The organism is Micromonospora sp. NBRC 107095 (assembly GCF_030269705.1).
Lineage (GTDB): Bacteria > Actinomycetota > Actinomycetes > Mycobacteriales > Micromonosporaceae > Micromonospora > Micromonospora parva.
In genome coordinates this window covers 709,379-728,547 of the sequence record NZ_BSTU01000002.1, presented here as the reverse complement: position 1 = coordinate 728,547, position 19,169 = coordinate 709,379, and the positions used below count along the sequence as shown (strand labels likewise).

Annotated in this window: 20 protein-coding genes and 1 pseudogene; 8 read left to right on the top strand and 13 right to left on the bottom strand. The window is 73.4% G+C overall.

The window, feature by feature from the left end; translation table 11 throughout:
- Positions 1 to 30: 30 nt before the first annotated feature.
- The 3 genes from QSK15_RS15740 to QSK15_RS15730 are packed head-to-tail and all read right to left on the bottom strand — an operon-like array spanning position 31 to position 3,151.
- Positions 31 to 381 carry a DUF3140 domain-containing protein gene (locus QSK15_RS15740; protein ID WP_204945441.1) on the bottom strand — a complete coding sequence of 117 codons (351 nt, stop codon included), beginning with the start codon at positions 379 to 381 and terminating at the stop codon, positions 31 to 33.
- On the bottom strand, positions 381 to 596 hold the full coding sequence (locus QSK15_RS15735; protein WP_285794929.1) for a hypothetical protein: 216 nt from the start codon (positions 594 to 596) through the stop codon (positions 381 to 383). Before QSK15_RS15735 ends, QSK15_RS15740 begins: the two co-directional genes overlap by 1 nt.
- Positions 593 to 3,151, bottom strand: a complete 2,559-nt coding sequence (locus QSK15_RS15730; protein ID WP_279516253.1) for an ATP-dependent Clp protease ATP-binding subunit — start codon at positions 3,149 to 3,151, stop codon at positions 593 to 595. Before QSK15_RS15730 ends, QSK15_RS15735 begins: the two co-directional genes overlap by 4 nt.
- 140 nt (positions 3,152 to 3,291) lie before the next feature.
- Between QSK15_RS15730 and QSK15_RS15725 the strand changes: the two genes are divergently transcribed.
- The 7 genes from QSK15_RS15725 to QSK15_RS15695 all read left to right on the top strand — a co-directional run bounded on the left by QSK15_RS15725 (position 3,292) and on the right by QSK15_RS15695 (position 11,820).
- Entirely contained in the window at positions 3,292 to 3,684 is a 393-nt protein-coding gene (locus tag QSK15_RS15725) for a PIN domain-containing protein (protein WP_285794928.1), read from the top strand.
- Between the two features lie 152 nt (positions 3,685 to 3,836).
- Positions 3,837 to 4,097, top strand: coding sequence for a hypothetical protein (locus tag QSK15_RS15720; protein WP_030332749.1), 261 nt, complete (start codon positions 3,837 to 3,839; stop codon positions 4,095 to 4,097).
- A gap of 6 nt (positions 4,098 to 4,103) precedes the next feature.
- Positions 4,104 to 5,204 (top strand): hypothetical protein, encoded by a 1,101-nt coding sequence (locus QSK15_RS15715; protein WP_285794927.1) that lies wholly within the window; start codon positions 4,104 to 4,106, stop codon positions 5,202 to 5,204.
- Positions 5,197 to 7,875: an FtsK/SpoIIIE domain-containing protein gene (locus QSK15_RS15710; RefSeq protein WP_285794926.1), complete on the top strand. Its 2,679-nt coding sequence runs from the start codon at positions 5,197 to 5,199 to the stop codon at positions 7,873 to 7,875. The genes QSK15_RS15715 and QSK15_RS15710 overlap by 8 nt, the downstream gene beginning before the upstream one ends.
- Entirely contained in the window at positions 7,872 to 8,534 is a 663-nt protein-coding gene (locus tag QSK15_RS15705; protein WP_285794925.1) for a hypothetical protein, read from the top strand. The genes QSK15_RS15710 and QSK15_RS15705 overlap by 4 nt, the downstream gene beginning before the upstream one ends.
- A 72-nt stretch (positions 8,535 to 8,606) precedes the next feature.
- Complete coding sequence (locus tag QSK15_RS15700) at positions 8,607 to 11,264, top strand: CHAT domain-containing protein (RefSeq protein ID WP_285794924.1); 2,658 nt, start codon at positions 8,607 to 8,609, stop codon at positions 11,262 to 11,264.
- A 40-nt stretch (positions 11,265 to 11,304) separates the two neighbouring features.
- Positions 11,305 to 11,820: a trypco2 family protein gene (locus QSK15_RS15695; protein ID WP_285794923.1), complete on the top strand. Its 516-nt coding sequence runs from the start codon at positions 11,305 to 11,307 to the stop codon at positions 11,818 to 11,820.
- Position 11,821: 1 nt separating this feature from the next.
- On the opposite strand, the gene QSK15_RS15690 is transcribed toward QSK15_RS15695, so the two are convergent.
- Both QSK15_RS15690 and QSK15_RS15685 read right to left on the bottom strand, forming a co-directional pair.
- Positions 11,822 to 13,099, bottom strand: coding sequence for a cupin domain-containing protein (locus tag QSK15_RS15690; protein ID WP_285794922.1), 1,278 nt, complete (start codon positions 13,097 to 13,099; stop codon positions 11,822 to 11,824).
- A gap of 15 nt (positions 13,100 to 13,114) precedes the next feature.
- Positions 13,115 to 13,351: pseudogene (locus tag QSK15_RS15685) on the bottom strand (hypothetical protein); the annotation flags it as partial.
- A gap of 157 nt (positions 13,352 to 13,508) precedes the next feature.
- Between QSK15_RS15685 and QSK15_RS15680 the strand changes: the two are divergent.
- Positions 13,509 to 14,288, top strand: coding sequence for a DUF72 domain-containing protein (locus tag QSK15_RS15680; RefSeq protein ID WP_285794921.1), 780 nt, complete (start codon positions 13,509 to 13,511; stop codon positions 14,286 to 14,288).
- A gap of 42 nt (positions 14,289 to 14,330) precedes the next feature.
- Here QSK15_RS15680 and QSK15_RS15675 read toward each other — a convergent pair whose 3' ends face one another.
- From QSK15_RS15675 to QSK15_RS15640, 8 genes are all read right to left on the bottom strand, one after another.
- Entirely contained in the window at positions 14,331 to 14,759 is a 429-nt protein-coding gene (locus QSK15_RS15675) for a DUF2267 domain-containing protein (RefSeq protein WP_285794920.1), read from the bottom strand.
- Positions 14,752 to 14,937, bottom strand: a complete 186-nt coding sequence (locus QSK15_RS15670; RefSeq protein ID WP_030332733.1) for a hypothetical protein — start codon at positions 14,935 to 14,937, stop codon at positions 14,752 to 14,754. The genes QSK15_RS15675 and QSK15_RS15670 overlap by 8 nt, the downstream gene beginning before the upstream one ends.
- Before the next feature lie 111 nt (positions 14,938 to 15,048).
- On the bottom strand, positions 15,049 to 15,921 hold the full coding sequence (locus QSK15_RS15665) for a DUF72 domain-containing protein (protein WP_285794919.1): 873 nt from the start codon (positions 15,919 to 15,921) through the stop codon (positions 15,049 to 15,051).
- Positions 15,922 to 15,969: 48 nt separating this feature from the next.
- A complete protein-coding gene (locus QSK15_RS15660; protein WP_285794918.1) occupies positions 15,970 to 16,368 on the bottom strand; it encodes a TraR/DksA family transcriptional regulator in 399 nt (132 codons plus the stop codon).
- A 163-nt stretch (positions 16,369 to 16,531) separates the two neighbouring features.
- The gene (locus tag QSK15_RS15655) at positions 16,532 to 17,194 is read right to left on the bottom strand and encodes a nucleoside/nucleotide kinase family protein (RefSeq protein ID WP_285794917.1); all 663 of its coding nucleotides are present in this window, start codon (positions 17,192 to 17,194) and stop codon (positions 16,532 to 16,534) included.
- A 41-nt stretch (positions 17,195 to 17,235) separates the two neighbouring features.
- Positions 17,236 to 17,841 (bottom strand): winged helix-turn-helix domain-containing protein, encoded by a 606-nt coding sequence (locus QSK15_RS15650; RefSeq protein ID WP_124775975.1) that lies wholly within the window; start codon positions 17,839 to 17,841, stop codon positions 17,236 to 17,238.
- A 247-nt stretch (positions 17,842 to 18,088) separates the two neighbouring features.
- Positions 18,089 to 18,625: a winged helix-turn-helix domain-containing protein gene (locus QSK15_RS15645; RefSeq protein ID WP_285794916.1), complete on the bottom strand. Its 537-nt coding sequence runs from the start codon at positions 18,623 to 18,625 to the stop codon at positions 18,089 to 18,091.
- Positions 18,626 to 18,674: 49 nt separating this feature from the next.
- Positions 18,675 to 19,160 carry a rhodanese-like domain-containing protein gene (locus tag QSK15_RS15640; protein WP_377621068.1) on the bottom strand — a complete coding sequence of 162 codons (486 nt, stop codon included), beginning with the start codon at positions 19,158 to 19,160 and terminating at the stop codon, positions 18,675 to 18,677.
- Positions 19,161 to 19,169: the final 9 nt, after the last annotated feature.

The following is a 19,169-nucleotide window of genomic DNA, read 5'->3' as shown; positions in this document are numbered from 1 at the left end:
CGGGACGGCACCGTCGCGGGTGAGCTTGGTTCAGCGTTCGACGAGCGGGTCGTGACCCAGGTCGAGCAAAGAGTGCCGCCAGGTGTCGTCGGCGTTGCCGCGCGAGGGTTTGGCGTCCATCAGCTCGCGGATGCGCTCGACCGCCTCCCGCATCACCTCGATGTCCTCCGGGGTGAGGTCCACCTTGCGCTTGTTGAGCACCTTGAGGATCTCCCGGCCCGGCTGGGGCAGGTCGAGGTTCGGGTTCGGGCCGAACGAGTTTTCCCCCGAACCCCGGGTCAGCAGCCAGGTCCGCAGCTGCTCCGACGGGACGTTGACCTCGGCGTGGAAGTCCTCCCAGAGCACTTCCACCTCGGGGTCGAGCCGCGCTTCGCGTACCATCAGGTCTCCTCTCCGGGTGGCGGCCCGGACGTCTCCGGGTCGTCCTGGTCGGTCTTCGGATGCAGGCCCTCCGCGGGCACCCGTGTCCGGCGGGGGTTGGCGGTGGGCGGCGCCAGGATCGGGTCGGGATGCTCGTCGTCCTCGTCCCGGGGTTTCGCGGTCTCCGCGGGCTCGTGCGGGTCCTCGTGGTCGTCCCTTCGCGCCGGCCCGCTCATCGCGGATGTGTGGTCGTCGCGGCGGTGTACCCCCGCTCGCCTGCCGTCACGTCGAAGGTGAGCGCGCCGTCGCGGACGTCCACGGTGACCTTCTGCCCCGGCGAGATCGCCGACTCCAGCAGCATCCGGGACAGGTGGTTGTCCACCTCCCGCTGGATCACCCGGCGCAGCGGGCGGGCGCCGAACTCCGGCTGGTAACCGTGCTCGGCGAGCCAGTCGATGCCGGCGGTGGTGAACTCCACCTGAAGGTCCTGGGCGTGCATGCGGCGGCGGGTCTCCTCCAGCAGCAGCGCGGTGATGTCGCGCAACTGCTCCGCCTCCAGCCGGCGGAAGATGATGACCTCGTCGATGCGGTTGAGGAACTCCGGGCGGAAGTTCTCCTGCAGCCGGCGCATGAGCCGCTCCCGCAGTTCGTTGCTCTCCTGCTCGCTGCCCACGTCCCCGGTGCCGAAGCCGACCGAGCGTTGGGCGCCGGTGATCAGCTCAGAGCCGAGGTTGCTCGTCATGATCAGCACGGTGTTCTTGAAGTTCACGGTGCGACCCTGGCTGTCGGTGAGCCGCCCGTCGTCGAGCACCTGGAGCAGGATGTTGAACACGTCCGGGTGGGCCTTCTCGATCTCGTCGAGCAGCACCACCGCGTACGGGCGGCGACGCACCGCCTCGGTGAGCTGGCCGGCCTCCTCGTAGCCGACGTATCCGGGCGGCGCGCCGACCAGCCGGCTGACCGTGTGCCGTTCCTGGAACTCGCTCATGTCCACCCGGACCATCCGGTCCGCCTCGCCGAACAACGCCTCGGCCAGCGCCCGCGCCAACTCGGTCTTGCCGACACCGGTCGGGCCGAGGAACAGGAAACTGCCCATCGGCCGCTCCGGGTCGGCCAGCCCGGCCCGGGAGCGGCGGACGGCCTCGGCGACCGCGGTGACCGCGTCGTCCTGCCCGACGACCTTCTGGTGCAGGTGGCCCTCCAGGCGCAGCAGCCGGTCGCGTTCCTCCTCGGTGAGCTGGCTGACCGGGATGCCGGTGGCCCGGGAGACCACCTCGGCGATCTCCTGCGGGCCCACCTCGGGCACCTGCGAGGAGGACATCCCGTCCTCGCCGTTGGCCTGGCGGATCTGCTGTTCCAGCTCGGCGATCCGGTCACGCAGCGCGGAGGCGCGCTCGTACTGCTCGTCGGTGACGGCCTGTTCCTTGTCCCGGCGTACCTCGTCGAGTTCCTGTTCCAGCTCCCGCACGTCGGACGCGGGGGTACGGGTGCGCAACCGCACCCGGGCGCCGGCCTGGTCGATCAGGTCGATCGCCTTGTCCGGCAGGAACCGGTCGGTGACGTACCGGTCGGACAGTTCGGCGGCGGCGACCAGCGCCTCGTCGGTGAAGCGCACCTGGTGGTGGGCCTCGTACCGGTCGCGCAGCCCGCGCAGGATGGCGATGGTGTCGTCGATGCTGGGCTCGGGCACCAGCACCGGCTGGAAGCGTCGGGCCAGGGCGGCGTCCTTCTCGATGCTCTTGCGGTACTCGTCCAGCGTCGTCGCGCCGATCACCCGCAACTCACCGCGGGCGAGGGCGGGTTTGAGCATGTTGGACGCGTCCATCCCGCCCTCGCTGCCGGCACCGCCGGCACCGACCAGGGTGTGGATCTCGTCCATGAAGATGATCAACTCGTCCCGGTGCGCCCGGATCTCGTCGATCACCTTCTTCAGCCGCTCCTCGAAGTCGCCCCGGTACCGGGTGCCGGCGACCAGGCCGGCCAGGTCGAGTTGGACGACCCGCTTGCCGAGCAGGGTCTGCGGTACGTCGCCGTCGCAGATCCGTTCGGCCAGCCCCTCGACGATGGCGGTCTTGCCGACGCCGGCCTCGCCGATCAGCACCGGGTTGTTCTTGGTACGCCGGGACAGGATCTCCACGGCCTGCTCGATCTCGTCGGCGCGCCCGATCACCGGGTCGATCTGGTCGTTGCGGGCCAGGTCGGTGAGGTCCTGCCCGTACTGGTCCAGGGTGGGGGTGCCGCGGTCCGGCTTCGGTCCGGCCATCGGCCCGCGCTCGGCGTTGGCGGCCTGCAACGACTCGGGTTGGATCCGGCCGGCGGCCAGCATCCGCCCGGCGGGTGACTCGGGGTTGAGCGGCAGCGCCATCAGGATGTGCTCCGGGCCGATGTAGTTGGCACCCATCGCCCGGGACAGCTGGTGGGCGTCGAGCAGCGCCCGCTTGGCGGCTGGGGTCAACGACAGGTTGGGCGGCACCTCCCCGCGCGGCGCGCCGTCGCCCTTCCCGCCGAGGGCGTTGAGCAGGGTGTCCGGGTCGGCCCCGGCCCGGCGTACCAGGTCGCGCAGCGGTTCGCGTTGCAGCGCCGCCCAGAGCAGGTGGTCGGTGTCCAGGTCGCTGCTGTGTCGTTGCGCGGCCCGCCGGGCGGCGTCGGCCAGCATCTCCCGGGCGTCGGCCGTCATCAGTCGGGTGATGTCGACCCGGTGCGGCGGTCGGCGCCCTCCCTCGCCCCGGCCGAAGTACCTGGCCAGGAATTCGTCCCACGGGTCGGAGCCGATGTCACCGGGTCCCATCATGTCTGTCCTCCGCAGTAGGGCTCGGCACGGTCGGCAGGGGCTACCCGGCGCGCGCCCCGACAAACGCCGCAGGTGGCGGAGCACCGGCATTCCGGGAGTGGCGTCGGGCCACTGCCGGCGGGTGGTGGCAGGCTGGCGGGATGGATGAGACCCCGCTGCTGATCGTGGATGGCGCCAACGTGGTGGGCTCCCGCCCGAACGGGTGGTGGCGTGACCGTGCCGGTGCCGCGGCCCGCCTGCGTGACTCGCTCGCCCCGGTGGCGACCGTCGGGTTGCCGGCCCGGCTGCCCGCCCCGGTGGAGGTGGTCCTGGTGGTCGAGGGGGCCGCGCGGGATGTGCCGGGCACCGAGGGCGTACGGGTGGTCTCCGCCGCCGGCTCCGGTGACGACACGGTGGTCGAGCTGGTGGAGGCGGCACCGCGGCGTCGGCGGCTGGTGGTGACCGCCGACCGGGAGTTGCGCGGGCGGGTGACGGCGCTGGGCGCGGAGGTGTACGGGCCCCGCTGGCTTCGCGAGAACCCGACCAGCAACTGAGAAGTTCTCGCACTGGGACTCCCACAGATCGGACTCCCGGCACTTCCGAGGGCCTTCCGGACAGGCGGGCAGGAACACCGACAGGGCGGATGTTCTTTCCCGACCGCCGATAGGCTCTAATGGAGATCTCCCCGCCCCCAGGAGGTTTCGCCGTGGCGAGCGTCGCCGAGCTGAAGGCTGCCATCGATGTCGCCCTCCAACAGATCGGAGACGGGCAGACAGCCGTGCAGGCGGCCGGCGAGAAGCTGTCCGAGGCCCAGCAGACCCTGGCCGGGGCGCTGGAGGGCAGCGGACACGAGACCGTCGAGGCGGCCCAGGCCTCGCTGACCCAGGCCAGCCAGGAGCTGGAGGAGTGTCTCGCCGCGACACTTGTCGCGGTGGAGCAGGCGCAGCTCTACGTCTCCACCCTGTAGGCCGTCATGTCCATCATCGAGGATGTCGGCGGGCAGGTCCGTGCCGCCACCGAGGAGTTCCCGCACGCCCTGCTCGGGCAGGCGCTGGAGAAGTTCGGCCTGGCCGCCGAGCGGCTGCGCTGGGTACGACAGGAGTCGGCCAACCCGATGGGGGTGCCCGAGCTGTCCGCCGCCACCGAGCACGCCGAGAGCGCCGGCTACGCGCTGCGGGTGGCGCAGGAGCAGCTGTCGGCCTACCTGACGGCGATCGGGCTCGGCGCGGACGGGGCCCCGGCTCCCCGCCCCGAGCAACGCGCTCCCCGACACGACACGCCGCCGGCGTCCGGGCCGACCGCCGTGGCACCGGAGCCGGCCGAGCAGGTGCGCATGCGCCGCTGGTGGTCGGTGCGGGTGGCCGAGCTGACCGGCGGGCGCGAGGGCACCGACGACGAACCCGACGAGCGGGTGGGCGACTCCCAGGAGCTGCTGCGCCGGGTGGTGGGTGGGGTCCGCTCCGGCGATCGGGACCGACTCCGCACGGAGCTGCGCCGGGCCCCGGCCGACGTGGGGCTGGGGATGGCGGCGCTGGCACCACCGCTGCTGCGCGAGCTGGCCGGTGACCTGCTCGGGCACCCGCCCCGCGCCAGCGACCTCGGTCGGCTGCGCGGCGAGTTGGACGGGCGCGTCCGTGACCTGCTGCCCGGGCTGCCGCCGCCGGTGCTGGAGACGCTGCTGACCCGGGTGTGCCGGATGCCGCCGCCGCGCCCCACCGGGGAGCCACCGCACGCCGCCGACTCCGCGGTGACCGCCGGGGTGGCGACCGGCCTGCTGCTCGCCCGCCTCGGCCGGGACCTGCCGGCCGGCGGCGCGAGAGAACCGGCAGGCGCGGGTCCGCGAGGCGGCGCGGGGCAACCGGCGGGCGCGCAGCAACCGGGTGGGACCGGACGGCCAGCGGTCGGGGTTCCCCGCCCCGGCGGTGCCGTGCAGCGGCCGGGCACGCCCGCTGCGCAGCGCTCCGGTGGTCTGCCGCCGCGCCCGGACGGGCCGTCGCCGCGCCCCGGTGGGTCACCCCCGCGCCCGGGCAGCCCCTGGCGGGACGCGCCGACGCGTCGGGGCTCCGATGGCTGACCGGCGCGGTCAGCTGGCCAGCCGGGTCCGGGACACCCTCGCCGAGGCGTTGGGGGCAACCCGCACCCGGCTGTCCGCCGCCCAGGCCGAGCTGACCGCCGGCCGGGAACGACTGGCCCGGGTCCAGCGGGCGGCCGCCGCCGTACCCGAGCGGGTGGGCGCCCAACGCGACCGCCGCATCGCCGAGATCGACGCCCGCTACTCGGCCCGGATCGCGGAGCTGGCCCGGCGGGCCGCCGACGCGGCCCGGCAGGAGGCGCCCGGCTGCGCGGGGGCCGACTGGGCGGGATGGGCGCCGACGCCCGCCCGCCGGGCGGAGCCGCCCGGCGCGCTGCGGGTCGGAACGGTCGGGATCGACGGCGTCGACCCGGTGCCCGCGCTGGTGCCGCTGCTCGACGCCGGGCACGTCCACCTCTCCGGGAACGACCGCGCCGGCTGCGACGCGGTGGTGGCCGCGTTGCTGCTGCGGGCCGTCGGCCGCGCCGACCCCGGGGCGGTACGACTGATCGGGTACGACCCGGACCAGCTCGGCGGTGGTCTGGCCGGGTTCGCCCCGTTGGGCACGGCGGGGCTGCTCACCTTCGTCGGACCGGGCGGGTTGGGTCCGCTGCTGGACGACCTGGTGGAGCAGATCCGCCGGATCAACGAGACGGTCCTCGCCGGGGAGTACGCGTCGCTGCGCGAACTGGCGGCGGCGACCGGCCGACGACCCGAACCGTGGCGGGTGGCGGTGCTGCTCGGCGGGGAGGAGCTGAACCGGCACGAGCGCGGACAACTGGACCGGGTGGTGCGTGCCGGCGCGGCCTGCGGCGTACACCTGGTGGTGCACGGCGCGCCGTTGCCGGAGGACCCGACGGTGACCCGGGTGGTGGCCGGGGCGTCCGGCGCGCGGATCGGCGGTTCGGCCGGGCTGCCGGTCCGGCTGGACCCACCGCCACCGCCGACGCTGGTCACCGAGACCTGCCGGGACGTGGCCGCCCGGGTGAACGCGGGCCCGCCGCCGACCCCCTTCACCGACCTGCTGCCCCCGCCCGAGCTGATGTGGCGGGAGGACTCCGCCGACGGGTTGACCGCGCCGATCGGTGAGGGCCCGCACGGCCGGCCGGTGCGGGTGACGCTGGGCGACTACCCACCGCACGCGCTGATCGGTGGGCCGTCCGGCACCGGCAAGACCAATCTGATCTTCGCGTGGATCGGCGCCCTGGCGGCCCGCTACTCCCCCGCCGAGCTGGAGTTCTACCTGCTGGATTTCAAGGAGGGGGTCTCCTTCGCGCGGTTCGCGCAGGGCCGGCGCGACCCGAGCTGGTTGCCGCACATGCGCCTGGTCGGCATCAACGTCAACACCGACCGGGAGTTCGGGCTGGCGCTGCTGCGCTTCCTCGCCGAGGAGTTGCGCCGACGCGCCGACGCGGCCAAGAAGCACGAGGTGACCAAGCTGGCCGAGCTGCGGGCGGTCGACCCGACCGGGCACTGGCCCCGCATCGTCGCGGTGGTGGACGAGTTCCAGATGCTGCTGGCCGGCCGGGACGTGGTCGCCCGGGAGGCGGCCGACCTGCTGGAGGACCTGGCCCGGCGCGGCCGGTCCCAGGGCATCCATCTGGTCCTCGCCTCGCAGGACGTACGGGGCATCGAGGCGCTGTGGGGCCGGCCCGCGCTGGTCGCCCAGTTCACCCTGCGCATCGCCCTGCCCAAGGCGTTGCGCATCCTCGCCGAGCGTAACGACGCGGCGCAGTCCCTGCCGCGTTGGCACGCGGTGGTCAACGCCGAGTCGGGCATGGTGGAGGGCAACGAGGTCGCCCGCATCCCGTCAGCCAGCGACTGGGAGACCTGGAGCGGGTTGCAGCACCGGCTGTGGCGGATGCGCGCCCCCGACGCGGCGCCCGCCCGGCTCTTCGACGGCGACGCGATCCCCCGGCTGAGCGACGCCCCGGACTTCCTGGCGCTCGCCGTACCCCCGGACGGGGCCGCGCCACGCAACCCGGTGGCGCTGCTCGGCGAGATCATCGACGTGCAGTCCCGCTCGGCGGCGCTGCGGTTGCCGCGCGCCCCGGGCCGCAACCTCGCGGTGCTCGGCACCCGGGTCGACGAGGCGTGCGCGGTGCTGGACGCGGCGGCCCGGTCGCTGGCCCGCCAGCACCCGCCGGGCACCGCCCGGTTCTCCATCGCCTGCCTCGACGCGGACGCCGACCCGGTCGCCCGCGCCCTCTACGACGACCTGGCCGACGACGCCGCCTGGTACGACGAGGAGACCGTCGGCGAGCTGATGGCCGAGACGGCCGACGGGCTCAGCGGCGGCCCGGGGAGCCCGCACTACCTGCTGCTGTTCGCTGTCGACGCGGCTGCGGGCGCGCTGGCCGTCCGGGCGGGTCGGCGGACCGGCCTGGAGCAGCTGCGCCGGGTCCTGCACGACGGGCCGGAGCGGCGAACGCACGTGCTGGCCTGGTGGCGGGGTGTCGCCCGGATGCGCGCCGACCTGGGTGGGCCGGCCGCCCGCACGGACCAGATCGGCGCGTGGGTGGCCCTGGACGCGCACGGCGGGGAGCTGGGTTCCTCGCTCTACCCGGGGACCGGCGGCCCGGACTGGTATCCCCGCCCGTGGCGGGGGCTCTTCTTCGACCGGGCGGTCCACCGCACCGGACAGGTGATCATCCCCTATGGACCGACACGATGAACGAACCGGTGACCAGCGAGACGTACGCGGCGCAGCTGCGGCGGCTGGCCGACCTCACCGCGCGGGTGCGCGACCAGCGCGCCGAGGCGCACACCTGGCACGAGCGGCAGTGCGCTGCCGCCGAGCGGGCCGTCGCCGACGCGGCCGAGCAGCTCCAGAGCGCCGAGGAGGAGCTGGTCGCCGCCCGTGAACTGCAGGAACGGGTCGACGCCGAGGTGGCCCACCTGTGGCAGCTGGCCCGCTCGCGCCTCGGCGCCCGCCGCCTCGGCCGCCCGCCCGCCCCGGCGAACGGCGTCGGGGCCACCGACCCCGTGCCGCTACTCGCCAAGGCCCGCGACCTGCTGGAGCGGGCCGGACAGCCGGGCGAGTTGCCGGGGTCGGTCAACCCGTTGCTGGCGCTGTGCGGAGTGGCCGGCGGGGTGCTGGCGTACGCGCTGGGCGCCGGCGCCCGCGCGCTCGGTGTCGGCTACGGCGGCGACCTGGCGGTCGGACTGCCGGTGCTGGCGCTGGTGGTGACGCTGCTCGGGCCGCTGGTCGGGCTGGTGCCGGCCCGGGTGCTGGCCGACCGCCGGCACGCGGTGCTCGGCCCTCGGCCGATCAGCGTGGTGATCGGCGCGGGTCTGGTGACCACCGCGCTGCTGCTGATCCTCGGCCGCTGACCGAGTCGGTCCACTGAGGCTGTCGACATGCCGACCGTCGGCGCGAGCGCTTTCTTCGCTACGGTACGTCGAGTGGTCAGCTTCTTCCTGAGTTACCGCTCCGGCGACGACAACGTCGTCGGACGCCTGCTCGACGACGCGCTGACCGCTCGATTCGGCAGCGACAGCGTCGTGCACGACGACCAGAGCGCGGCCATGTCCGACGCCGAGCTGCGGCGTCGCCTGCTCGCCTCGACGGCGCTCATCGTCGTGATCGAACCTGCGGCATCCGGTGAATCGGTGGACCTGCTGTGGCACCTGCCCGGCCACCGGACGATCGCGACCGCCCTCGCCACGTCGATCCCGATCCTCGCGGTGCTGGTGGACGACGCGGAACTGCCGCCTGCGATTCGGGCTCACGTACCGCTCAGACCGCTTCTGACGCTACGCCATCGGCGGGTCAGGCTCGGCACTGCCAGGACGACCGTCCAGCGCCTGGTCGACAACCTCGCGGCGAACCTCGGCCCCGAGGCGGCGACGGGCGGGTCCGCGATCTCCCTGATTCTCAGCGTGGAGCCGGTCCGCTGGCCCATGCCGCCGCCCAGCCACAGGCCATCGGTGGCGATCGTCTACTCGACCCACGACGGCGCTCTGGAGGTCGCCGACAGTGACCGACCGATGGCGTGGCGGCGGTTGGGGCTCGCGGCCCGATACGCGACGCGCTACGAGGTGGACACCGGTGTCCACCGGGTCGTGGTCGGCCTCCGGCTGCCCGCCAAGGGCGGCGCGGAGCACTTCGAGGCGTACAGCATCGTCCACCTGCAGGTGACCGACCCGGCGCAGGTCGTCCGACGCGCGATCAGAGACCCCGCGGTCCCGGTCCGCGATTTCCTGCTGGACACCTGCCGACCGATCACGTCGCGGTACGCCCTCGACGAACTTTTCGAGGCCGAGACTGCCCTCGACCGTCAACTCGGTAACGACACTGCTGCTATCGACGGCATCAGTCTGCACGTGAGCAAGGTGCTGCTGTCTCTCGACGAGCGAGTCCGTCGCCACTCGCGAGAGTGGGACTGGGCTGACCTGTACGAGCGAACTATGCGGCTGGAGCCACGTCGGTCAGTCGACGTCCTTGGGGACGCGATTTCCGGCAACAAGATCATACCGCTCGAAGACGTCATTCGCGCCGCTCCTCCCACCCAGGAGACCTCGGCCGGCGGGGCCGGGGCGACGCCGACGCTCACCGGGCCGGGCGGTCCTGCTCGCGATCGACGCCGTCCGCGCCGTCGCCGGACCTCGTCCCTTCCGGACGCCACCCCGACGCCGCAGCGGCTGCTGGTGGCGCGGGCGCCCACCCAGGTCCCGGCGGGTCGGGACCTGAGCGTCGAGGTCCGGCTCGTCACCGAGGGACGATCGGTTCATCCGGACGCCGTGGCGGCACGGATGCGGAGCTTCCTCGTCGGCGACGCCGGCACGCCGGTGACGGTGACCGCCCACGCGCCCGCCGGCCTGCACGCCGACGGCCCGCTCCAGCAGACCGTGCTGGTCCTGCCGGACGACGATCCGGATCCGATCCGGTTCGGCTTCGGAGCGCGTACCCCTGGTCTGCACCGCGTCGACGTGACTGCCTGGGCCGGAGGCACCTTCCTCGGTGAGGTGTCGCTCGAGGTCTCCGTCGCCGACGGTGGGGCGTTCCGCGACGGGCAGTCCAAGACGGCACCGCTGGGCACCCCACAGGCACGGCCCGGCGAGGCCACCATGGAGGTGCGGTTCGACGGCAACCGGTACACGTTCCAGCTGCGCTCCGACGCGGCTCTGTTCGCCCCGGTCGTCGAGTCGGTCACGAACGCACCGAACGCCGCTGTGGAGAACGCGATCAGGGAGCTGCAGCAGTTGGCCGGGGGTGGTTCCCGCTACAGCACGAGCATGGTCCGCGAAGTCATCCGGTCGGCGGGGATCCAGCTCTGGTCGGAGCTGGTGCCGGCCGACGTGCGGGACCAGTTCTGGCAGATCGGTGCCGACATGAGCGCCTTCACGATCGTCACCGACCACGACGTGGTCCCGTGGGAGCTGCTGTATCCGCTCAGCGCCGAGCGGGATGCCGGCTTCCTCGTCGAGCAGGTCCCCGTGGTACGCCGCACCTACGGTCAGCGGCGATACGCGAAGGTCGGCCTGCGCAACCCGCGCTTCGTCGTGCCGCCGAAGGCTCCGACCGGCGCGCACGAGGAGATCGCCACCATCCGCGCGATCCTCGGCGCGGCCGACAGCGAGCCCATCACCAGGGCCGACGAACTCCTCGCCCTGATCAACTCAGGGGCACTGGGCGCGACCCACTTCGCCTGCCACAACACGTTCTCGGCGGACGGCTCGTTCATCGACATGGATGGTGGCCGGTTCAAGCCGGCCCTCCTCGCCGAGGCCAGCATCCGGAAACTGCTGGCGGAGACCGGACCGCTGGTGTTCATCAACGCGTGCCGGAGTGCGGGCGTGGCACCGACGTACACGAAGATGCTCGGCTGGGCGCAGCAGTTCATGTCGTCCGGAGCGGGCGCGTTCGTCGGCACGCTCTGGGCGGTCCGCTCGGACAGCTCGGCTCGCTTCGCGACCGCGTTCTACCGCTCCCTCGCGGACGGCGCCACGCTCGGCGCGGCGGCCCTCGCCGCCCGCGTCGAGCAGCAGGACGACCCGCTCGACCCGACCTGGCTGGCCTACACCGTCTACGGCGACCCGTTCGCCACCGCCGCCGTCTGACCGGTCGGCAACTCAACTCGCACAGAGAGGGTGGTGTGGCATGGAGGTGACCGACTACAGCGTGCCCGTCGAGGACCTGGTGTCGGCAGTGAAGTACGCGGTGGAGCAGGCCGGCATCTCCACCACCGACGAGGGCCGGGATCTGCGGGTCGCCTCCGTTCAGCTGATCCTGAGCGCGGTGGTCACCACGAAGGTCGGCGGTGGCGTGGACTTCCGGGTCCCGGTGATCGGCTGGAAGGTCAAGGTGGGTGGCAACCGCTCCCGCCAGCGGACCCACACGATCGACATCACGCTCGTCGCCGAGGATCTCCAGGATCGGCACGAGCTACGGCACAGCGCGGTCGCGGCCACCCTGGTGGACGCGATCACCACGATCCGCGCGGTGGTCGCCGCCGGCAGCGGCGGAGACGATCCGCTGGTGTTGAAGGCCGCCGCCGTGGAACTCGTCTTCGGCGTCACCGACCAGGGCACGATCTCGGTCGGCGCGGAGGGTGAGCTGACCGACGAGATCACGAACACCCTCCGGATCGAGCTGGTCGCGGCCACCGCCGGTTAGCTCAGGCCGGGATCAGGACGGCCTCGCGGAGCATCCGGCGAGCCAGGGTGACCCGGTCGGCGTCGTTGGGCAGGCCGGGCAGGTCACCAACCCGGGTGACAGCGCCGCTGAGCAGGACACGAGCCGCCGCCTCGCAGGAAGCGGGCAGGGTGATGGTGCGGTCGAAGAGCCGCAGCGCCACCGTGTCCGCGCTGTGCGGCACCACCTGCCAGCGCAGACCGGGTCGCAGTGTGACCCGCGAGTCGGCGTCCAGGGTGGCCAGCGCGTCGGCCTGGGCGAGGGGTCGGATCGGCGCCGGGCGGGCGGCCGGCCAGGCGCGCTGGCGCAGCCGCGCGGCGACCGCGCCCGGGTCGGCGCGCAGCAGCCAGTCCCGCAGCGCCTCCACGGTCTCGGTCAGCTCCGGCTCGATGGCGTCCGGGTCGGCGACGTCGGTGCCGAACGGCAGGCTGGCCCGCAGCCGCTGGTCCTCGGCGGCCAGCGCCACCAGCTCCTCGACCAGGGCGTAGCGGGTGAGCGCGCGGATGCCCACGGTCAGGTGCAGCGAGCTGGCGTCCTGCGCCTGCGCGCTGTGCAGCCACCCCCGGGGCAGGTAGAGGGCGTCGCCGGGGGCGAGCACCACGTCCAGCGCGGCCGGGCCCTGCGCGGTGGCGGCAACCTCGTCGGCGCGGCCACCCCACTGCTGCTTCTCCAGCGGGTCGGGCAGCACCGGCGGGTGGATGCGCCAGTGCTTGCGGCCGTCGACCTGGAGCACGAACACGTCATGGGTGTCGTAGTGGGTGGCGAAGCCCTGACTGCCGGCCGGCGTCAGGTAGGCGTTGATCTGCAACGGCTGGTTGAGCGCGAGGCCCAGGTCGCGGGCGAAATCGACAAGCGGCGGCCAGATCCGGTGCAGACCCTGCAACACCAGGGTGGCTCCGGACGCGTACTGCTCCAGGACCCGTTCGTCGAGGACCTGGTCGCCGATCTCGGCGCCCGCGCCGCCGCCGCCGGTCCAGCGCGACGCCGCGACCAACTGGCCGTCCTTGGCCACCCGCAGGAACGGGGTACGCAGACCGCGCCGACTCAGCAGTTCGTCGGCGTCGGCGGGGCTGAGCAGGTCGGTGAAGCCGGACGGGTCGGGCAGCTCGGCGGCGCGCGACAGCAGCGGGGTGTGCCCCCAGTGCGCGGCGGCGAACTTGGCCGGTTCGACCGAGACGCAGCGGGCCAACGCGGCGGTGGCCTCGGCGGACGGAACCGCCGGGCGGCCGTGGTGGCCGCCCGGCGGGTCGGGGTACGTCATGGCGTGCCGCTACCGGGCGCTGCCGTCAGCGCCACCGTCCTGCTGACCCGGGGTGGCACCACCGTCAGCGGGACCCTCCGCGCCGCCGTCAGCGCCACCGTCCTGCTGACCCGGGGTGGCACCACCGTCAGCGGGACCCTCCGCGCCGCCATCGGCGCCACCGTCGTGCTGACCGGGGGTCGCGCCACCGTCGGCCGGGCCCTCCACGCCGCCGCCGCCGGTGGTCTGCATGTCGTCATCGTTGAGTGCCATCGGTACTCCCTCGGGTGTGCCGCCCCGCCGTGCGCCGGGGTCCGTCGTGCTGCGGGTGGTACCCCACGCGCGATCTTCTCTAACCCTCACCGTAGACGCCGAACCGGGGCGACACGGGCGGTTCGCGAGCGGCGGCGCAGAGTGCCAGGATGGGCTGGTGATCGTGGTGGGCACGTCCGGCTGGCAGTACCGGGACTGGCGCGGTCGTTTCTACCCGCGGGGTCTGCCCCAGCGGCTCTGGCTGGAGCACTTCGCGGCCGGGTTCGCCACTGTCGAGGTCAACAACGCCTTCTACCGGCTGCCCGAGCGGGACACCTTCGCCGCCTGGCGGGCGCGGACCCCGGCGGACTTCTGCGTGGCGGTGAAGATGAGCCGCTACCTCACCCACATCAAGCGACTGCGCGACCCGGCGGAGCCGGTGGCCCGGTTCCTCGGCCGGGCCACCGCGCTCGGTGACCGGCTCGGCCCGGTGCTGCTGCAACTCCCACCGAACCTGCGGGCGGACGTCGAGGCGCTGGACGCGACGCTGCGACTGTTCCCCGCGCAGGTGCGGGTCGCGGTCGAGCCCCGGCACCCCTCCTGGTGGACCGACGCCACCCGGGCGGTGCTGGAACGGCGTCGGGCCGCGCTGGTGTGGGCGGACCGGCTCGGACGCCCGGTCGCCCCCCGCTGGCGCACCACCGACTTCGGCTACCTGCGGCTGCACGAGGGGCGGGCGCGGCCCTGGCCCCGCTACGGTCGCGCCGCGCTGCGGTCCTGGGTACGCCGGCTGACCGACGACTTCGGCCCGGACGAGCCGGCGTACGTCTATTTCAACAACGATCCGGGCGGCGCGGCGATCGTGGACGCGGTCGCGTTCGCCGGGCTGGCCCGCCGGGCCGGGCACCCGGTGTCGCGGGTGCCCACCGCGGCCGAGGCGGCCGGCAGCGACGACTGAGCCCGCCCGACGGCGGTCGGGCGGGCCCATGCTGTCAGGCGGTCACGGCATCATCACCGCGAGGTCCTTGGGCATGGTGTCCTTCACGTCCTGCCACTCACCCTGGGTGACGTGGCGGCGCAGCGTGTCCAGGACCACCTGCGTCACCCGCTCCGGGCCACCCTCCGCGTCGTACGGGAAGCCCTGCCGCACCTCGTAGAGGAAGTCGTCGCGGTTGAGCTTGATCGGCACGTCCGACGGCACCCAGCCGTCGAAGTAGATGCCCCGGACCAGCACCGGCAACTGCTGGGCGAACTCCACGCTCTCGTTCACCGGCAGCCGGTCGCGCAGCAGGTGCAGCACCGTGCGCAGGGCCGCGTACGACTGGTTGCGTCGCTCCTTCGGCCACCCGTAGGCGTCCTCGATGTCCTTGAGGATGATGTTCGTCTTGTCCAGCGAGGACTCGAACGCCGAGATCATCGAGTCAGCCATTGGTCGACCCCCGTTCCGTGGTGTCCCACCGTCGGTCATCGGCGCGGCGCGGTGGCCCAGCCGGCCCACGGCGGGCCCGCACCGGGCTGCCCTGCGGTGCCCGCCGGGCGTTGTCGGCCGAGCCGACCACGTGCAGGACGGCACCACGCCGTCGATCCGTCACCAGTCGAACCGTCATCCCCGTCACCTCCGTGTCGTCTCCGGCGTCGACCGTCCGGGGACGGCCGTACCCACCGCGTCCACCCTCGCCGCGGGGTGGGTGATGCGGCACCACCCGAATCGGGTGAGGTCAGTCCACGCCGAGGAGACCGGCGAGGGTCTTCGCGTTGGTCTGCGCGTAGTCGCGGTAGCAGTTGTTCATGAGAACGTGGGTCTGCCCGGCCTCGTCGGCCAGCTCGCGCAGCTTCGGCGCCCAGTCGGCCAGCTCCCGCTTGGAGTAGTGGTAGCCGAACTTCTCGTGGATGTCCTTGCTGGTCCACTTGTCGCTGTGACCGTGGAAGCGCATCACCGCGAGGTCCGCGGTGGCGGCCAGCACCGGGGGCAGCGACGAGCGGTGGCCCTGCGGCATGTCCACGCAGACGTACGGCAGCTGGTGCTCGCGCAGGAAGGCCAGGGTCTCGTCGGCGTTGTCGCCGTCGAACCAGGAGGCGTGCCGGAACTCGTACACCGGGCGCAGGGGCGCGCAGCGCTTCGCCACCTCCAGCAGGTACTGCTTGTTGGCCCGCTTGATGGTGAACCAGGGCGGGAACTGGAACAGCAACGCGCCCAGTTTCCCGGCCTCGACCAGCGGGTCCAACGCGGACAGGAAGCGCGTCCACACCTCCTCGTACGACTGCGCGGGCAGGTCGTCGGGGTAGACGTTCTTCTTGTCGGTCTCGGGGCGCAGGTCCTTGTAGAGCGCGCTGACCCGGGTGGGGTGCCCGGTGAGCAGGCTGAACGCCTTGATGTTGAAGGTGAAGCCGGGCGGGGTTCGCTCGGCCCACAGCCGCGCGGTCGCCTCGGCCGGCGGCGAGTAGTAGGTGGCGTCCACTTCGACAAGGGGAAACTGCCGGGCGTAGTACGCCAGCCGCTTCTCCGGGGTGTCAGCGGTCTGCGGGTACCACCCCGAGTCCAGCAGTGTGCGGTCGGTCCAGGACGCGGTGCCCACCAGGATGTCACCCATTGGTGCAGTCCATCGCGTCGCGGACCGACCGGCAACCGCTGGCGTGGCTCAGGCCGCCCGCCGCTCGCGCGTCTGCTTGCACGTCACGCACGTGGTGGCGGACGGGAAGATCTCCAACCGCTCCACCGGGATCGCCGCCGAGCAGCCCTCGCACCAGCCGTAGGTGCCCTCCTCGAGCCGGCCGAGGGCGTGCTCGTACTGGGCGCGGCGGTCGAGGATGGTGCGCAACAGGGACTGGGCGGTGTCCCGCTCGGCCGTCTTGGTGCCGCTGTCGGCCTGGTCGTCGCCGGCGGTGTCGCCGACCTCCACCAGCCGCAGCACCTGGCTCTGGAGCACCGCCTGGTCGTACTCGCCGGTCAGCTCGTCGTAGCGCGCCTGGAGCGATCGCCGGATCTGGTCGATCTCCGTCTGGGACCGGGTCGTACCGACCGTGTCGTGGACGAGCATCGCTGCCTGCCTTTCTGGGCCTCTGCCTCAAGGTGAACCGGATGCCGGCGGCACGGGGCCTCGGTCACGGTCGCGTTCGGTGCGCGGGCGATCACCCGCGCTCTGTGAGCCGGGCGAGTACCCGCCCGATCAGCCGCGCAAACCGACAGATTCCCGGTTGTTGTCAGCGGTCCTGGTCGGGCTCCACGAGCGCCGGTCGGCGGGGGTCGTCGGCGCGTACCACCACGTCGGCGAAGCTCGCCGGGACGACCTCCTCGGCGTACCTGTCGAAGGCCGGCAGCGCCCACTCCTGGGCTGCCTCGGTACGCCGGCGCAGTGCCGCCGGGGACAGCTCCAGGTGGACGGTCACGTCGAAGGGCAGGCCGCCGCCGAGCAGCAGGGGGCCGCTGACCAGGACGACGCCGCCGGGTGCCAGGTCGACGTAGCGGGCGCGGCTGGCCCGGTCGGCGTCGGCGTCCCAGAGCGACGGGAGTAGTCGGCCGCTGCCGCCCGGGCCGGCAGGGTCCAGCACCTCGCGGCGCAGCCCGGCCTCATCGACCCAGGCCTCGTAGAAGGAGTCCGGGTTGGTGCGGCCCAACTCGAAGCGCAGCGACGCCGGGCGGAGGAAGTCGGTGGCGCGGACGTGCAGCACCGGGCGGCCCAGGGCACGCAGCGGGTCGACGAGCGCCGCGGCCAGTTCGTCGGCGCCGGCGGCGGGAGCGCCGTCCACTGCCACCCGTAGCCGCGCGGGCCCGGCGGCGGCGGTCGCGGCGCGGGTGGCCGCGTCGGCCAGCCGACCGGTCAGCTCGGCGACGAGCAGGTCGGGCGAGATGGGGCGGATGCGCACCGGACCATCCTGCCCCGCGCCGGGCGGCTCGGCGACGCCGGTCAGCCGGTGCGGTCGATGGTGACCCGGGCATCGTCGGCCAGCCGGTAGCCGACGCCGTACACGGTGGTGACCAGCGGAACGTCCACGCCGACCTTGCCGCGCAGCCGACGCACGTGCACGTCGACGGTACGCACGCCGGCGTGCTCGTAGCCCCAGACGGCGTTGAGCAGTTGCAGCCGGGTGAACACCCGGCGCGGGTGCGCGACCAGGTGCAGCAGCAGGTCGAACTCCAGCCGGGTCAACGGCAGCGGCTCGTCGTCGCGCAGCACCGAACGCGACGAGGCGAGGATGTGCAGGGCGGGAATGGTCGGGCTGATCGGGCGGGCCGCCGACCGGGTGGCGGGCGCCTGGTCGGGGCGGCGTTCGGCTGGGACCGAACCGATGATCACGCCTTCGCCCCGTTCCAGCATCTCCCGAGCGGCCTCCAGCAGCCGCCGTGCCGCCGGGGTCAGCGACTCCTCACAGGCCAGCGGGATGGACAGCGTCACGGTGAGCACGGGCGCGGCGGTGTTCGCCGGGCGACGCTGCCCGCCGGGAGGTCGACCGGGCACCGCGGGCTGGGACGTATGCCATCCGGCGCGCGACGAGGCGGGGCTGACCGACATGGTCCTCCTTGGGCTGGTCCGGGTATCTCCCCACGGCCCGGGACGCCGCTTCATCGATGCTTCCCGGCGCCTGGGCGAGGGTCAAGAGGCGGCTGCGTTGCATGAATGTGACAATTGACGAACACATCGGAGCCAGATGCTCGCTCTGCGTACGAGGCCTGATGATTACAGCAGAGTCGCCGAGATGCCCCGATACGGGGGTCCCCGACCGGTTCACCAGGCCGGTCAGGTGCCGCCGGACCAGCGCTCAGCCGCTGTGGTCCACGCTGATCGCGGCCTCGTCGGCCAGCCGGTAACCGACCCCGTAGACCGTGGTGATCACCTCCGAGCCGGCCAGCTTGGCGCGCAGCCGGCGGACGTGCACGTCCACCGTCCGGGCGACCGCGTGCTCGTAGCCCCAGACGCTGGAGAGCAGTTGCAGGCGCGTGAAGACCCGGCGCGGCCGCTCGGCCAGGAACAGCAGCAGTTCGTACTCGATGCGGGTCAGCGCGATGACGCGTTCGCCCCGGCGGACCGTCCGCGAGCCGGCCAGGATGCGGACGTGGTCCGCGCCGACGGACGGCGCAGCGGTGGTGGGGGGTGGGGCCGGCGTTGCGTCCCGCACGGCACGCAGTTGACCCTCCCCCGACTCGGCCAGCTCACCGAGTAGCTGCACCAGTCGGGCCAGCCGCGGGCTCAGCGGCCCCGGCGCGAGGTCGAGGGTGATGGTCAGGGTCGGGCCGGTGCGCGGGCGGGCCGGGCGCACCCCCGGGTGGCGGCGGGTGGGGATGGCGACGACGGACATGGTGCCTCCTGAGGGCGGTGGGCCCGCCACGCCGGGTGTGGCGTGACGGTCAGCGGCGCGTCCAGCCGGCGTTGACCGGGGACGCATGGGGTACGCGGTGGTGCAGGGGGGTCGGGCCGAGGGCGGGCAGGCCGGCGATCCGCCAGGCCGCGAACCCCCCGACCACGTCGGTGGCCCGGTGCAGGCCGACGTCCTGCAATGCGGCGGCGGCCAGCGACGAGGTGTAGCCCTCCTGGCAGAGGATCACCACCGGTACGTCGTAGTCGACGGCCTGCGGCAGCCGGGCTGGGCAGCGAGGGTCGAAGCGCCACTCCAGCACGTTGCGCTCGACGATGAGCGAGCCCGGCACCACGCCGTGCGCGGCCCGCTGGGCGGCCGGGCGGATGTCGACCAGCAGCGCACCGGTCCGGTACGCCAGGTGCGCCCGCTCCGGGTCCAGTCGGCGCAGCCGGGCCCGGGCGGCGGCCAGGATCTCGTCGATGCCCCGGGAGCCCGGCGGCGGCACGGCGGGACAGTACTCGGCGGTCATCTGCATTCTCGGTTC